9 protein-coding genes are annotated in these 14355 nt (G+C 74.7%); 8 read left to right on the top strand and 1 reads right to left on the bottom strand.

Features of this window, described 5'->3' with window-relative positions:
- Window positions 1–90: 90 nt before the first annotated feature.
- From E0L36_RS00260 to mfd, 4 genes are all read left to right on the top strand, one after another.
- Window positions 91–1032: a cellulose-binding protein gene (locus tag E0L36_RS00260; protein WP_258015842.1), complete on the top strand. Its 942-nt coding sequence runs from the start codon at window positions 91–93 to the stop codon at window positions 1030–1032.
- Window positions 1033–1931: 899 nt separating this feature from the next.
- On the top strand, window positions 1932–2768 hold the full coding sequence (locus E0L36_RS00265) for an ABC transporter ATP-binding protein (protein WP_180926837.1): 837 nt from the start codon (window positions 1932–1934) through the stop codon (window positions 2766–2768).
- Window positions 2765–5359 carry an ABC transporter permease gene (locus tag E0L36_RS00270; protein ID WP_180926838.1) on the top strand — a complete coding sequence of 865 codons (2595 nt, stop codon included), beginning with the start codon at window positions 2765–2767 and terminating at the stop codon, window positions 5357–5359. Before E0L36_RS00265 ends, E0L36_RS00270 begins: the two co-directional genes overlap by 4 nt.
- Window positions 5360–5836: 477 nt before the next feature.
- Window positions 5837–9379 carry a transcription-repair coupling factor gene (mfd, locus tag E0L36_RS00275; RefSeq protein WP_180926839.1) on the top strand — a complete coding sequence of 1181 codons (3543 nt, stop codon included), beginning with the start codon at window positions 5837–5839 and terminating at the stop codon, window positions 9377–9379.
- Here the strand turns inward: mfd and E0L36_RS00280 are convergent.
- Window positions 9357–10628, bottom strand: coding sequence for an acyltransferase family protein (locus E0L36_RS00280; protein ID WP_180926840.1), 1272 nt, complete (start codon window positions 10626–10628; stop codon window positions 9357–9359). The two genes, mfd and E0L36_RS00280, sit on opposite strands and share 23 nt — an antisense overlap.
- Window positions 10629–11140: 512 nt before the next feature.
- Between E0L36_RS00280 and E0L36_RS00285 the strand changes: the two genes are divergently transcribed.
- The 4 genes from E0L36_RS00285 (at window position 11141) to E0L36_RS00300 (ending at window position 14180) form a co-directional block, all read left to right on the top strand.
- A complete protein-coding gene (locus E0L36_RS00285; RefSeq protein ID WP_258015843.1) occupies window positions 11141–11503 on the top strand; it encodes a hypothetical protein in 363 nt (120 codons plus the stop codon).
- A 240-nt stretch (window positions 11504–11743) separates the two neighbouring features.
- Window positions 11744–12451 (top strand): SurA N-terminal domain-containing protein, encoded by a 708-nt coding sequence (locus E0L36_RS00290; RefSeq protein ID WP_180926841.1) that lies wholly within the window; start codon window positions 11744–11746, stop codon window positions 12449–12451.
- Between the two features lie 217 nt (window positions 12452–12668).
- Complete coding sequence (locus tag E0L36_RS00295) at window positions 12669–13682, top strand: nucleoside triphosphate pyrophosphohydrolase (RefSeq protein ID WP_180926842.1); 1014 nt, start codon at window positions 12669–12671, stop codon at window positions 13680–13682.
- 105 nt (window positions 13683–13787) lie between these two features.
- Window positions 13788–14180 carry a DUF6479 family protein gene (locus E0L36_RS00300; protein ID WP_180926843.1) on the top strand — a complete coding sequence of 131 codons (393 nt, stop codon included), beginning with the start codon at window positions 13788–13790 and terminating at the stop codon, window positions 14178–14180.
- Window positions 14181–14355: the final 175 nt, after the last annotated feature.

Genomic DNA, 14355 nt, shown 5'->3' on the forward strand with positions numbered 1-14355 from the left:
TGCCTTCTGGGTTCCCGTCGCGCTTCGCCCGTTCCACCAGATGTCGCGCGACCGCCGCGCGGGCTGTGTCGCTGAGGTAAGGGGCTCAATATGAGTGCGTCGTCGCCGTACGGCTTCGCCGTCGTCCGGGGCCGTGGGTACCGGCCGGAGCAGGTGGACCGTCGGGTGGAGGGTCTGCGGGAGGAGCGCGAGGCCGCGCGGGAACGGCTCGCCGGGCTCGCCGCGCGGGCGGAGGAGCTGACCGAGGAGGCCGAGCGGCTGCGTGGCGTGGTCGCCGCCCTCCCCGAGCAGACCTACGAGGGGCTCGGGGAGCGCGCCCGGCGGCTGTTGCTCCTGGCGCAGGACGAGGCGGCGGAGATCAGGGCGGCGGCCGAGACGGCGGCCCGCGGGACGGCGGCGGAGGCGGAGGCCGTCGGTCAGCGGCTGTGGGACGCGGCCGGGGAGGAGGCGGCGGCGCTGCGCGACGCCGCCGAGGCCAGCGCCGGTAAGCGGCTGGAGGCCGCGCGGCGGGCCGCCGAGGAGGTGCGGGAGACGGCCCGGGAGTACGCCGAGGGGCTGCGCCGGGACGCCACCGAGACGCTGACCGAGACGGAACGCCGCTGCACCGCGCTCCTCTCCGACCAGGAGACCGGGCAGGGCGCCGAAGCGGAGGCGCTGGAACGGGAGTTGGCGGAGCGCGAGACGGAGGTTCTGGGACGTCTGGGGGAGTTGGAGGAGCGCGCGGAGAAGGCGCTGGCCGACTCCCGGCGGGCGCACGCCGAGGCCGAGGAGGCCGCCCGGCACCGGCAGGAGGACGCGGTGGCCCAGGGCGAGGAGCTGCTGGCGCGGGCCCGGGTGCGGGAGGAGGGCGTCGAGCGGGAGACCGAGCGGGTGTTGCGCGAGCACGAGCAGACGGCGGAGGAGCACCGGCAGCACATGGCCCATGTCCGGTCCAGCCTCGCGACGTTGACGGGCCGGGTGACGGAGCCGGAGCCGGACTCGCCGCAGCCGGTGGGGAGTTCGGCGTCGGGCACGTCCGGCGAGCCCGCCTGAACCGTCGGTTGACCGTCCCGGGCCGGTGGCCGGGGTCAGTTGATGCCGCCCAGAGCGCGGGGGCGCCCGCCGTCCCGCCGCCGTCCCCGGGGCCGGGTGCGCCGGACGCCCCCCCCGGGCGGACGTGCCGGTGTCCGGGGTGCGTGTCAGGGGCGGGGGTCTCGGTCTCGGGGTGCGGTGTGGGGAAGTGGGGGGAGCGGCGCGGGCGCGGGAGGTACGCGCGGTACGGGTGCGGGGCGGCGGGCGTGGGTGGGGTGGTTCGGGGCGCGGACGGCGGTGTGCCGCGTCAGGGTGCGTTGGCCCGGGCCCTTAGGGGGCGCCCCGGTCGGGGTTCCGGGCCGGGGTTCGTCCCGGCGCAGGACGAGCGGGTGCGCGGGCGCTCCTAACGTGGTGAGGGCATCGGGGAGGCGCGCCGCAGTACCGAGGTGGGGATAACCCCCGGCCGAAGACAGGGACCAGCCTCATCGTGACCGGAGCCACGCTCCGGAAGGCTCTGGGGTACGGAAACGGCCGCTCGGGTCCGGCGATCCGGGCGGGGCGGTCGACCGGTGCGGCACGGCCCGTACGGCGTTGGGGGCGGGCCGCGCGCCACGGAGACGTGGTGGCCGGTGCGGCCCGGGCGGGTCCGCACCGGCTGGCGTCCGTCGGGGCGGCCGGTGGCCGCCACCGGACCGAGCCCGGCGCCGCGACACCCGCCGCACCCACACGCGTGGACCCGTACGGAGCTGAGCGGACATGCGCGGTTCCGTACGGACCGCGCGGAACCGTACGACCACGAACACCCCGTGGCGCCCGCGGGAGCCGCGAACCACCGAGCACCACGCACGAACCGCCAGGTACCCGGCACGACGTACCACCCACCGCGAAGCGCGAACGAGACGACGACGAAGGAGCAGGCTGTGACAACGGCTGTAGCGAATCCCAGGACCGGGGGCAATGGGGCACACACGGCCGTTGCCGCCTGCGCGCGCCAGGTGGTGAAGGCGTACGGCTCGGGCGAGACCCGGGTGTTGGCGCTGGACCACGTGGACGCCGACATCGCGCGGGGCGCGCTGACCGCGATCATGGGCCCGTCGGGCTCGGGCAAGTCGACGCTGATGCACTGCATGGCCGGGCTCGACACCGTCAGCGAGGGCCGGGTCTGGCTGGGCGAGCAGGAGATATCCGGGCTGAGGGACAAGCGGCTGACGCAGTTGCGGCGCGACCGGATCGGCTTCATATTCCAGGCGTTCAACCTGCTGCCGACGCTGACGGCGCTGGAGAACATCACGCTGCCCATGGACATCGCGGGCCGTAAGCCCGACCGGCAGTGGCTGGACAACGTGGTGCGCACCGTCGGTCTGGGAGACCGGCTGACGCACCGTCCCAACCAGCTGTCCGGCGGACAGCAGCAGCGCGTGGCCGTCGCCCGCGCCCTGGCCGCCAAGCCCGAGATCATCTTCGGTGACGAGCCCACCGGGAACCTCGACTCCCGCTCCGGCGCCGAGGTCCTCGGCTTCCTGCGCCGCTCGGTCGACGAGCTGGGCCAGACCGTCGTCATGGTCACCCACGACCCCGTCGCCGCCTCCTACGCGGACCGCGTCCTGTACCTGGCGGACGGCCGGATCGTCGACGAGATGACGAACCCGACGGCCGAGGCGGTCCTCGACCGGATGCGCCGCTTCGTGGGCCAGCCCGACGCGGGCCCGGGCGCGCACGGCGGGAACCGGCGGCACGACACCGGGAGCGCGGCGTGACGGTACTGAGAACCTCGTTGCGCGGATTCCTCGCGCACAAGGGGCGGATGGCGCTCAGCGGGATAGCCGTGCTGCTGTCGGTCGCGTTCGTCTGCGGAACGCTGGTGTTCACGGACACGATGAACACCACCTTCGACAAGATCTTCGCGCAGACCGCGCCGGACGTGACGGTCAGCAACAAGGACGCCAAGCCCGGCGAGGAGCAGACGCCCAACGGCAAGCCGGACACCGTGCCCGCCTCGGCGGTGGACCAGGTCCGGAAGGTGGAGGGCGTCAGGTCCGCCGAGGGCGTGGCGATGAGCCTCGGCGTCACCGTCGTCACGAAGGACAACAAGAACGTCGGCTCGGACACCGGTGCGCCCACCATCGCGTCCAACTGGACCCGGGTGGACCAGGAGACCATGAAGGTCACCTCGGGCAAGGTGCCCAGCGGGCCGAACCAGGTCATGGTCGACGCGGACACGGCCGACAAGCACGGGCTGGAACTCGGTGACTCGCTGCGCACCATCACCGGCACCGGCGAGTTCACCGCCCGGATCTCGGGCGTCGCCACCTTCGAGGTGACCAACCCGGGCGCGGCCATCGTCTACCTGGACACCCCCACGGCCCAGCGTGAACTGCTGGGCAGCCAGAAGGTGTTCAGCCAGGTCGCGGTGGCCGGCGAGAGCGGTTACACACACACGCTGCTCAAGGAGAACGTGGCGGAGGCGCTGGGCGCCTCGGCGTACACCTACCAGACCCAGAAGGAGACGGCGGACGCCAACCGGGGCGAGCTGTCCGAGTTCCTGGACGTGCTCAAGTACGGGATGCTCGGCTTCGCCGGGATCGCGCTGCTGGTGGGCATCTTCCTGATCGTCAACACCTTCTCCATGCTGGTCGCGCAGCGCACCCGGGAGATGGGCCTGATGCGGGCGATCGGCTCCAGCCGCCGTCAGGTGGGGCGGACCGTGCTGCTGGAGGCGCTGCTGCTGGGCGTCATCGGCTCGGTGCTGGGCGTCGGCGCCGGGGTGGGCCTCGCCGTCGGCCTGATGCAGCTGATGGGCGCCGTCGGGATGAAGCTGTCGACGGACGACCTGACCGTCGCCTGGACGACCCCGGTCATCGGGGTGGTCGTCGGGGTGCTCGTCACCATGGTCGCCGCCTACCTGCCCGCGCGCCGGGCCGGGAGGGTCTCGCCGATGGCGGCGATGCGCGAGGCGGGCACGCCCGCCGACCGCCGCACCGGGGTGCTGCGCGCCGTGGCGGGCGTCGTGCTCAGCGGCGGTGGCGCCGCGCTCCTCGCGCTGACCGCGAACGCCGACGAGGCCTCCACCGGCGCCCTCTACCTGGCGGGCGGGGTGCTGCTGTCGCTGATCGGCTTCATCGTGATCGGCCCGGTGCTCGCGGGGGTGCTGGTCCGGCTGCTCTCCGCGGTCATCGCCCGGCCGTTCGGCCGGATCGGGCGGCTCGCCGAGCGGAACGCGCTGCGGAACCCGCGGCGGACGGGCGCTACGGCCGCGGCGCTGATGATCGGGCTGGCGCTGGTCGCCTCGCTCTCGGTGGTCGGCTCCTCGATGGTCGCCTCCGCGGAGGACGAGCTGGACAAGACCGTCGGCGCCGACTTCATCGTCGAGGGCAAGGGCGGCATGGACCGGAACATCATCCCGGCCGTGGAGAGGAAGTTCCGGGCCCAGGACGGGCTGAAGGACACCACCAGCTACCGCTGGGTGGATGACGTGCGGATCACCGCGCCGGACGGCGGCGGCAGGAACGACAAGGAGTGGGTGTCCATCACCGACCCCTCGTACGCCGACGTGCTGAAGCGGGACATGGTGGACGGCGAGCTGGCCGCGGCCTACGAGCGGGGCGCCATCTCGGTCGGCAGCGACTACGCCGAGAAGCACGGGGTGTCCGTGGGCGACACGATCACCGTCGACTTCCCGCGCGGCACGAAGGAGGCCCGGCTGAAGGTCGCCGCGATCACCTCCGACGACACCGCGCTCGACAAGGGCGCGAAGTTCGTCAGCCTGGAGACGGCGCGGGACTACCTTCCGGCGAACGCGCTCCCGCAGCCCAACATCCTCTTCGCGACGGCGGTCGACGGTGAGGAGGAGGCCACCTACGCCGCGCTGAAGAAGCTGCTGGAGCCCTACCCGCAGTACCAGGTCCAGGACCAGGCGGACTACAAGCAGACGCTGAAGGACCAGATCGGCCAGCTGCTGAACCTGGTCTACGGGCTGCTGGCGCTGGCGATCATCGTGGCCATCCTCGGTGTGGTGAACACCCTGGCGCTCTCGGTCGTCGAGCGGACCCGGGAGATCGGGATGCTCCGCGCGATCGGTCTCTCCCGGCGGCAGATGCGCCGCATGATCCGCCTGGAGGCCGTGGTCATCGCCCTGTTCGGCGCGCTCCTCGGGGTCGGCCTGGGCATGGCCTGGGGCGCCGCGGCCCAGCAGCTGCTGGCGATGGAGGGGCTGGGCGTCCTGGAGATCCCCTGGCCCACGATCGTCACGGTGTTCGCCGGATCCGCGCTGGTCGGGCTGATCGCCGCGCTGGTCCCGGCCTTCCGGGCGGGACGGATGAACGTGCTGAACGCCATCGCCACCGAGTGACGGCCGTGGCCGGGGTCCCGCCCCGGCCACCAGGCCACGCGGCGGAGCGGGGCAGTCCGGGGGGCTGCCCCGCTCCGCCGCGTCCGGCCGTTCCGTGGGCCCGCCCTGGGCGCCCGCTGCGGGCACCCGGGGGCCGTCCCGTTCGGGCCGGGGCGCCCGGGGGGCCGCACGAGCCCCGGGAGCGCGCGGGCTCACCCCCGTCCGCCCCGCGTCGCCCGGTCCGCGCTGACCACGTCTCGCCGGACGCCCCGCCCGCTGGAGCCTGCCGCCTGCCGTCCGTCGCCCGCCGCCCGTCCGGCTCCGGGGTGGCGGGGGCGGCTCGGCGCGCGGCGCGCCCGGCCCGTCGTACGCTGGAGACCCCGGCTCGCAGCGCGTGTCGGGCCGCTCCCGCGTGCGCTCAGGGTGTGCCGATCCCGCCCCGGGCGGTGGGCGGCGAGGCCAGACTGCAACCCGAACCGACGGGACGGAACGCCCCTCATGAGTCTCACCGGACTACTGGACGCCGTCGTCGAGGACCCGGCCCTCACCGAGGCCGTCTCGGCGGCGGCGTCCGACGGCACCCGACGACCCCACCTCGACCTGGTGGGCCCGCGCGCCGCCCGGCCCTTCGCGGTGGCCGCGCTGGCCGCGCGCCGTCCCGTCCTCGCGGTCACCGCGACCGGCCGGGAGGCGGAGGACCTCGCCGCCGCGCTGCGCTCGCTGCTGCCGCCGGACGGCGTGGTGGAGTTCCCCTCCTGGGAGACGCTGCCGCACGAGCGGCTCTCGCCGCGCTCCGACACCGTCGGCCGCCGGCTGGCGGTGCTGCGCCGCCTCGCGCACCCGGTGCCCGGCGATCCGGCGATGGGGCCGGTCTCCGTGGTCGTCGCGCCGATCCGCTCGGTGCTTCAGCCGCAGGTCAAGGGGCTGGGCGAACTGGAGCCCGTGGCGCTGCGGCAGGGCGAGTCCGCCGACCTGGGGGACGTGGTGGACGCACTCGCCGCCGCGGCCTACGCCCGCGTCGAACTCGTGGAGAAGCGCGGGGACTTCGCGGTACGCGGCGGCATCCTGGACGTCTTCCCGCCCACCGAGGAACACCCCCTGCGGGTGGAGTTCTGGGGCGACGAGGTCGAGGAGATCCGCTACTTCCGGGTCGCCGACCAGCGGTCGCTGGAGGTCGCGGAGCACGGGCTGTGGGCGCCGCCCTGCCGCGAGCTGCTGCTGACCGACCCCGTGCGGGAGCGCGCCGCCCGGCTGGCCGAGAGCCACCCGGAACTCGTCGAGATGCTCGGCAAGATCGCCGAGGGCATCGCGGTGGAGGGCATGGAGTCGCTGGCCCCCGTCCTGGTGGACGACATGGAGCTGCTGCTGGACGTGCTGCCCTCCGGGACCGTCGCGCTGGTCTGTGATCCGGAGCGCGTCCGCACCCGCGCCGCCGACCTGGTGGCGACCAGCCAGGAGTTCCTGGAGGCGTCCTGGGCGGCGACCGCGGGCGGCGGCGAGGCCCCGCTGGACGTGGGCGCCGCCTCGCTGCGCGGTATCGCCGAGGTGCGGGAGCGGGCGGCCGAGCTGGGGGTGCCCTGGTGGTCGGTGAGCCAGTTCGCCTCCGACGCCGAACTGGACGGCGACACCCTGGAGTTGGGGATGCGCGCCCCGGAGTCCTACCGGGGCGACACCGCGCGGGCGCTCGCCGACACCAAGGGCTGGCTCGCCGAGGGCTGGCGCTGCGTGTACGTCACCGAGGGGCACGGCCCGGCCGCGCGGACCGTGGAGGTGCTGAGCGGCGAGGGCGTTCCCGCGCGGCTCGCCGGGGACCTCGGTGGCGCCGCCGAACTCACCCCCGCCGTCGTGCAGGTGGCCTGCGGCTCGCTGGAGCACGGCTTCGTCGATCCGGACCGCGCGCTCGCGGTGCTGACCGAGACCGACCTGACGGGGCAGAAGGCGGGGGGCCGGGACACCCCCCGGATGCCCGCCCGGCGCCGGAAGCAGATCGACCCTCTGACCCTCCAGCCCGGCGACTACATCGTGCACGAACAGCACGGCGTGGGCCGCTACATCGAGATGGTGCAGCGCACCGTGCAGGGCGCGACCCGCGAGTACCTGCTGGTGGAGTACGCGCCCGCCAAACGCGGACAGCCCGGCGACCGGCTGTACATCCCCACCGACCAACTGGAGCAGGTCACCAAGTACGTCGGCGGGGAGCAGCCCTCGCTGCACCGGCTGGGCGGCGCCGACTGGACGAAGACGAAGGCGCGCGCCAAGAAGGCGGTCAAGGAGATCGCCGCCGACCTGATCAAGCTGTACTCGGCGCGGATGGCGGCGCCCGGGCACGCCTTCGGCGCGGACACCCCCTGGCAGCGGGAGCTGGAGGACGCCTTCCCGTACGCCGAGACCCCGGACCAGCTGACCACCATCGGCGAGGTCAAGGAGGACATGGAGCGGACGGTCCCGATGGACCGGCTGGTCTGCGGCGACGTCGGCTACGGCAAGACGGAGATCGCGGTGCGCGCCGCCTTCAAAGCGGTGCAGGACGGCAAGCAGGTCGCGGTGCTGGTGCCCACCACCCTCCTGGTGCAGCAGCACTTCAGCACCTTCACCGAGCGGTACGGGCAGTTCCCGGTCAACGTGCGCGCGCTGTCCCGCTTCCAGAGCGACACCGAGGCGCGCGCCGTGATCGACGGGCTGCGGGAGGGCACCGTCGACATCGTCATCGGCACCCACCGGCTGTTCTCCTCCGAGGTGGCGTTCAGGAACCTCGGCCTGGTCGTGGTCGACGAGGAGCAGCGGTTCGGCGTCGAGCACAAGGAGCAGCTGAAGAAGCTCCGCGCCAACGTCGACGTCCTGACGATGTCGGCCACGCCGATCCCGCGCACCCTGGAGATGGCGGTCACCGGCATCCGCGAGATGTCCACCATCACGACGCCGCCCGAGGAGCGGCACCCGGTCCTAACCTTCGTCGGCCCGTACGACGAGAAGCAGATCGCCGCCGCCGTCCGGCGTGAACTGCTGCGCGAGGGGCAGGTGTTCTACATCCACAACCGGGTCGAGTCCATCGACCGCGCGGCGGCGCGGCTGCGGCAGGCGGTGCCGGAGGCCCGGGTGGTCACCGCGCACGGGCAGATGGGCGAACAGGCCCTGGAACAGGTCGTGGTGGACTTCTGGGAGAAGAAGTTCGACGTGCTGGTGTCCACCACCATCGTGGAGAACGGCATCGACATCTCCAACGCGAACACCCTGATCGTCGAGCGCGGCGACACCTTCGGCCTGTCCCAACTGCACCAGTTGCGCGGCCGGGTGGGACGTGGCCGGGAGCGTGGCTACGCCTACTTCCTGTACCCGCCGGAGAAGCCGCTGACGGAGACCGCGCACGAGCGGCTGGCCACCGTCGCGCAGCACACCGAGATGGGCGCGGGCATGTACGTCGCGATGAAGGATCTGGAGATCCGGGGCGCGGGCAACCTGCTCGGCGGCGAGCAGTCCGGGCACATCGCGGGCGTCGGCTTCGACCTGTACGTGCGGATGGTCGGTGAGGCGGTCGCGGACTACCGCGCGGCGCTGGAGAGCGGCGGCGAGCCGGAGGAGCCGCCGCTGGAGGTGAAGATCGAGCTGCCGGTCGACGCGCACGTCCCGCACGACTACGCGCCCGGCGAGCGGCTGCGCCTCCAGGCGTACCGGGCCATCGCGGCGGCCACCTCGGAGGGCGACATCGCCGCCGTCCGCGAGGAACTCACCGACCGCTACGGACCGTTGCCGGAACCGGTGGAGAACCTGCTGCTGGTGGCGGGACTCCGGATGCTCGCGCGCACCTGCCACGTCACCGACATCACCCTCCAGGGCGGCAACGTCCGCTTCTCGCCCGTCAGTCTGCGGGAGTCGCAGGAGCTGCGGCTCAAGCGGCTCCACCCGGGCGCGGTGGTCAAGCAGGCGGCCGGGCAGGTGCTGGTGCCGCGCCCGAAGACCGGCGGTATCGGCGGCAGGCCGGTGGTCGGCCGTGAACTGCTCGCCTGGGTGGGTCAGTTCCTCACCTCGGTGCTGGACACCTGAGATCCGGCGCCCGGTTGGGCGCCCCGTCCCCAACCGTCGTCCCGTCCCCGCCCGTTGGTCCTTCCCCAACCGCCGCCCGGTCCCCGCCTGTTGGATCGTCCCCGGACCCCGGTCCGTCCGCCGCGTGTGGCGGGCCGGGAGGCGGACGGGACGGGCCTGGCGGTGGGGCGGCGAACAGCCACGGCAGCCGGGGCTGGACCAGCGGCCGCGCCGCCCACCGCACCGGCGGTGAGGCCAGGGCGGCGGCGAGCAGCACGCCGACGAGCACCAGCAGCAGCTGCTCCGGCCAGGGCCCGGCCCAGCGGACGTCCCCGGAGACGTGCAGCACGCGCACCGCCAGCGGATGCAGCAGGTAGAGGTAGAGCCCGCCCGAGCCGAGGTAACTCACCACCGGCAGACGGCGTCTGGGCACCAGCCGCACGAAGCTCAGCACGATCACCATCCCGCAGAGCAGCACCGCGCCGCGCGGTGCCCACGCCCAGGGCGCGGCGAGCGGCACCGCCTCCGCGTACGGGTCGCGCAGCGCCAGCAGCGGCTCCCGGAGCACCCGCCGCAGCGGCCAGGCCGCGACCGCCGTCCCGGCGAGCACCGCCACCGCGAGGTTCCGCGTCCACCGGGCCTCGGTCCACGGCACCGCTCCCGGCCCGCCGCCCGGTCCCGGGCGCGGTGCCCGGCCCTGCCGCAGCCTCCAGCCGAGCAGGAAGAACGGCAGGAAGGCCACCGTGCGCGAGGCGGAGAGGGTGCTGCCGACCGCGTCCACGTAGCCGACGGTCAGCGCGGCGGCCAGCGACACCGTCAGCGGATACCGCAGCACCGCGAGCGCGGGCAGCAGCAGCCGCCAGCAGAACAGCGACAGCAGGAACCAGAGCCCCCAGGCCGGTTCGGCGGTGAAGAACTCCCACTCGCCGTAGTAGTACCGCAGTTGGAGGGTGTGCAGCAGTCCGAGCAGGACGTACGGGACGAGCACCGCCTCCGTCAGCTGCCTCGCCTCGCGGAAGCCCAGCGGCCCGGCGCTGCTGAAGTACCCGGCCAGCAGCACGAACGCGGGCACCCGCAGCGCCCAGGTGGCGACGTACAGCCAGCGCAGCCCGTCCGCCGAGGCCAGCAGCGGTTCCGTGAGGTGGCTGAGCAGCACCAGCGTGCCGGAGACGAACCGGACGTTGTCCCAGTGCGGATCGCGGGCCCGCCGCCGGCCGTGCCGCCCGCGCCGGACCGGCCGCCGCCCGCCGGACGCCGTCCGCACCGCCATCTCCCGCCTCCTCAGCGCCTGTTGACCCGTCCGCCGCCGTCCGCCCCGGACCGTTCCGCCGTCCGCCCCGGACCGTTCCGCCGTCCGCCCCGGACCGTTCCGTCCGCCGGATCGTTCGCCGTGCCGCGCCACCCGCGCGCCGGTGGGTCCGCCCCCGTCCGGTGCCGGGCGCGCCACGCGGCCCGGTGCGTCCGTACGGGCGGACCGGGCCGTTCCGCGGACGCTAACCGCGCCGCGCGGGCCCCCTCGTGCACGGGCGGTGACCCGGGCGTGAACACTGCCCCGCCCCGCGGTGACCAGGCCCGCCCGCTCCGGATCCCGGCACCCCCACACCGCCCGCCCGTTTCCGTCATCCCGCCCGAACCTTCCGCACATCCCACCCCTTCCAGCCGCCGGGCGCCGGGCGCCGGAGGGGTGGGACCCTGGGGAGATGGACGGGACGGCGGCGCACCGGAGGGGCGGGGCGCGGGCGGCGTGCCCACGGCGGCGGGCCGACGCGGCCGCGCGGGACGATGCCGCGTAGGGGAGCGCGTCAACTCCGGGCCCGGGCACGGCTGTCCGCCCGCACCCTCGCCGCCTGCTCGGCGATCGACGGGCTCTCCCCGCGCACCCGGTACGAGATCGCACGGCTGGAGTGCGCGCGCGGCTACCTCCGCCCCGGCACCACCGCCGTCGCGCTGCGCCACTGGCGGGCGTTCGTCCACGACCCCTACCACCGGCTGTGGGTGGACCACGACGGCGGCTGCGGGATCTGGGAGTGCTGCGCCGACCCGCACGAGGCGCGGGAGCTGCTGGAGGGGGTCCGCGGAGCGCTCCGTCCGCGCGCGCGGCGGGAGTTCGGGCGGCTCCTCGCCCCGCTTGACGCCCGCTACTGACCCGGGCGGGGTCGCCGGTGGGGGCGGTCGGCCGTAGGGTGCCGTCGAACGGGTACCACCACCGCGCCGGGCCGGAGCGGGGGACGCGCGTCGACCGAACCGCCGCCCGGCGCCCGGCCGTTGGCCGGACCGCGGACAAGTGCCGCTGAACCAGTGGTCAGCGCACCGCCGACTACCTACTATCGATCACCGCCAGGTCATGCACCGTCGCACGACCCTCGCCGCCGCCCGGGAGGCCCCATGGAACGCCATCGCCACAGGTCCGCGCTCGCACCCCGCTCGCGGGGCCCCAGGAGTCCCCGGACGCGCGCGCTCATCGCCGCCCCCGCCCTGCTGGTGGCCGTACCGCTGCTCAGCGCGTGCGGCGACGAGTCGCACCCGGGCGCGGCGGCCGTCATCGAGGGGGACCGGATCAGCACGGCCCAGCTCCAGTCGTCCGTGAACGCGGTCCGGGACGCGCAGCGCGACGCCCCGCGCGGCGAGGACATGATCAAGCACACCGGCCAGCTGTCCCGCGCCACCCTGCACCGTATGATCCACGACGAGGTGATCGCCCGCGCCGGGAAGGACGCCGGGGTCTCCGTCAGCCGCCGCGACGTGCAGGCCGCGCGCGCCCAGTTCGCCAGCAACATGGGCGGGGCCCGGCAGTTCGAGGCCGCGCTGCTGCGCGAGGAGCTGATCGCGCCGGGCAAGGTGGACCACTGGGTCCGCTCCCAGGTGACGGTCAGCAAGCTGGCCCGGAAGGACGGCATCGACTCCGGGACGCCGCAGGGGAGTCAGGCGCTGGCGCGGAAGCTGTCGAAGGTGTCGGAGTCCATGCGGATCGACGTCAACCCCCGCTACGGCAAGTGGGACGCCTCCCGCGCGGTGCTCAGCGACCGCAAGGACGACTGGCTGAAGGACCGCAGCGGCGAGGAGGCCCGCCGCGCCCAGGCCGCCCCCAGCTGAGCCCGTACCGGCTGAGCCAGCCCGGTTGAGTCCCTCCGGCTGAGCCCGTATGCGGGCTGATGCCAGCTGATACCGGCTGATGCCGACTGCTACCGCCTGGGAGCCCCGGTGCTGACGCCGATGCCGGTTCCGCCCGGCCCGCCCGTCCCGCGTCCCCGCCCGCCGGGGCGAGCGACGGGCGGCGGGCCGCCGGAAGCCGTGGGTTAGGTTCGGTCACGTGACCGACAACGCTCCGCCCACCGGCCGAATCGTCCTGCTGACCACCACCCACCGCGTCGCCCCGGGACTGCTGTCCTGGCCCGCCTGGCGCGTGCTGCGCGGCGCCGACCGGGTGCTGTGCGCGGACCCCGGCCACCCCCAGCTCCCGTACCTGCGGGAGGCGGAGGTCCCGGTGGAGAGCGGTGCCGAGATCACCGCGCGGGAGCTGGTCGACGCCTGCGCGCCCGGGGCTGAGGGGGAGTCCGGGCGCACCGTGGTGGTCGTCGCGGGCGCCGAGGGGGAGCCCCGGCTCACCGACGACCTCGCCCGGCTCGCGGGCTCGGGCCGGGTCGCGATGCCCGAACTGGAGCTGCTGCCCGGCTCGTACGACCTGCCGGGCGCCCGGCTGCTCGACCTCGTCGGCGTTATGGACCGGATCCGCGCCGAGTGCCCGTGGAGCGGCGAGCGGACCCACACGCAGCTGGTGAAGTACGGCATCGAGGAGGCGTACGAGCTGGTCGAGGCCATCGAGGCGGGCGACCGGGAGGCGCTGCGCGAGGAGCTGGGCGACGTGCTCCTCCAGGTGGTCTTCCACGCCCGGATCGCCGAGGACCACCCCGAGGAGCCGTTCTCGATCGACGAGGTGGCCGGGGGGCTGGTGGCCAAGCTCGTCCACCGGCATCCGCACGTCTTCGGTGGCGAGTCCGCCGAGACCGCCGAGGACGTCAAGGCGCACTGGCTGCGGACGAAGGCGATCGAGAAGCGCCGCGAGTCGGTCACCGAGGGCGTACCGCTCGGTCAGCCCGCGCTGGCGCTCACCGCGAAGCTCGCGGGCCGGGCCCGGCAGGCGGGGCTGGCGGAGATCGAGCCCACCGGCGCGGGCGTGGGGTACGAGCTGCTGGCGCTGGCCCGCCGCGCGGAGGCGGCGGGCACCGACCCGGAGACCGCGCTGCGCGCCGCCGCCCGCACCTACCGGGACGCGATCGTGGCGGCCGAGCGGGCACGCCCCGCCTCCGGCGGCGACACCGCGTGACCCCGTCGGCGCCGCGCGCCACCCGCCCGACGGCACCTCGCTGAACCGGGCGGACACCGAGGCCGGGGCGTGCATGGGCGGGGGGCGAGGGGGAACCCGGCGGCCATGGACACTCAGCAGCTGGGCATCGACGCGATACCGCTGGCCCTTGAGCGGGTCCAGCTGGCGCAGACCCGGGACTTCCTCGTCGGCATCGCCCCCTTCGCACTGGGGCTCGGTGTGGTCGCGGTGCTGATCCTCGCCGTCATGTACGGGATGCGGCTCCGCGACCGGGGCGACACCCGCCCCTCACGGCCCGGGCCCAAGCGCCCCCGCAGGACCCGCGGCTACGACGAGGGGTACCCGGCGGCCTCCCCCCGGGTGCCGCGCGACGGCGAGCGTCGGATGCCGTACGAACTCAGCGGGCACCAGGAAGAGGGCGCCGAGGAGGAGGACGAGCCACCGCCCCGGCACCACCGCAGCGGGGCCTTCGGCAGCGGCGGCCCCGGCCCCACCTGACCCCGCCCCACCCCGATCCCACGCCACCCGATCCCACGCCACCCGGCCGCGTCACCCCGGCCGCCCCACCCGGGCCGCGAGCACGGCGCCCCGGACCCCGCCGCCGATCCGAACCGATCCGAAACCGGTCCGGAGGCGGTCGGTTCCGGCCGCGTCCGGCCCGGTACTGGCCCCG

This window comes from Streptomyces sp. AJS327, assembly GCF_013450295.1.
In the GTDB taxonomy this organism is placed as follows: Bacteria; Actinomycetota; Actinomycetes; order Streptomycetales; family Streptomycetaceae; genus Streptomyces.

What these genes read in the sequence shown, in the direction of transcription:
- E0L36_RS00260 (WP_258015842.1), top strand. Translation starts at nt 91, where the DNA reads ATGAGTGCGTCGTCGCCGTACGGCTTCGCCGTCGTCCGGGGCCGTGGG.
- mfd (WP_180926839.1), top strand. Translation starts at nt 5,837, where the DNA reads ATGAGTCTCACCGGACTACTGGACGCCGTCGTCGAGGACCCGGCCCTC.
- E0L36_RS00280 (WP_180926840.1), bottom strand. Translation starts at nt 10,628, where the DNA reads ATGGCGGTGCGGACGGCGTCCGGCGGGCGGCGGCCGGTCCGGCGCGGG.
- E0L36_RS00285 (WP_258015843.1), top strand. Translation starts at nt 11,141, where the DNA reads ATGCCGCGTAGGGGAGCGCGTCAACTCCGGGCCCGGGCACGGCTGTCC.
- E0L36_RS00290 (WP_180926841.1), top strand. Translation starts at nt 11,744, where the DNA reads ATGGAACGCCATCGCCACAGGTCCGCGCTCGCACCCCGCTCGCGGGGC.
- E0L36_RS00300 (WP_180926843.1), top strand. Translation starts at nt 13,788, where the DNA reads ATGGACACTCAGCAGCTGGGCATCGACGCGATACCGCTGGCCCTTGAG.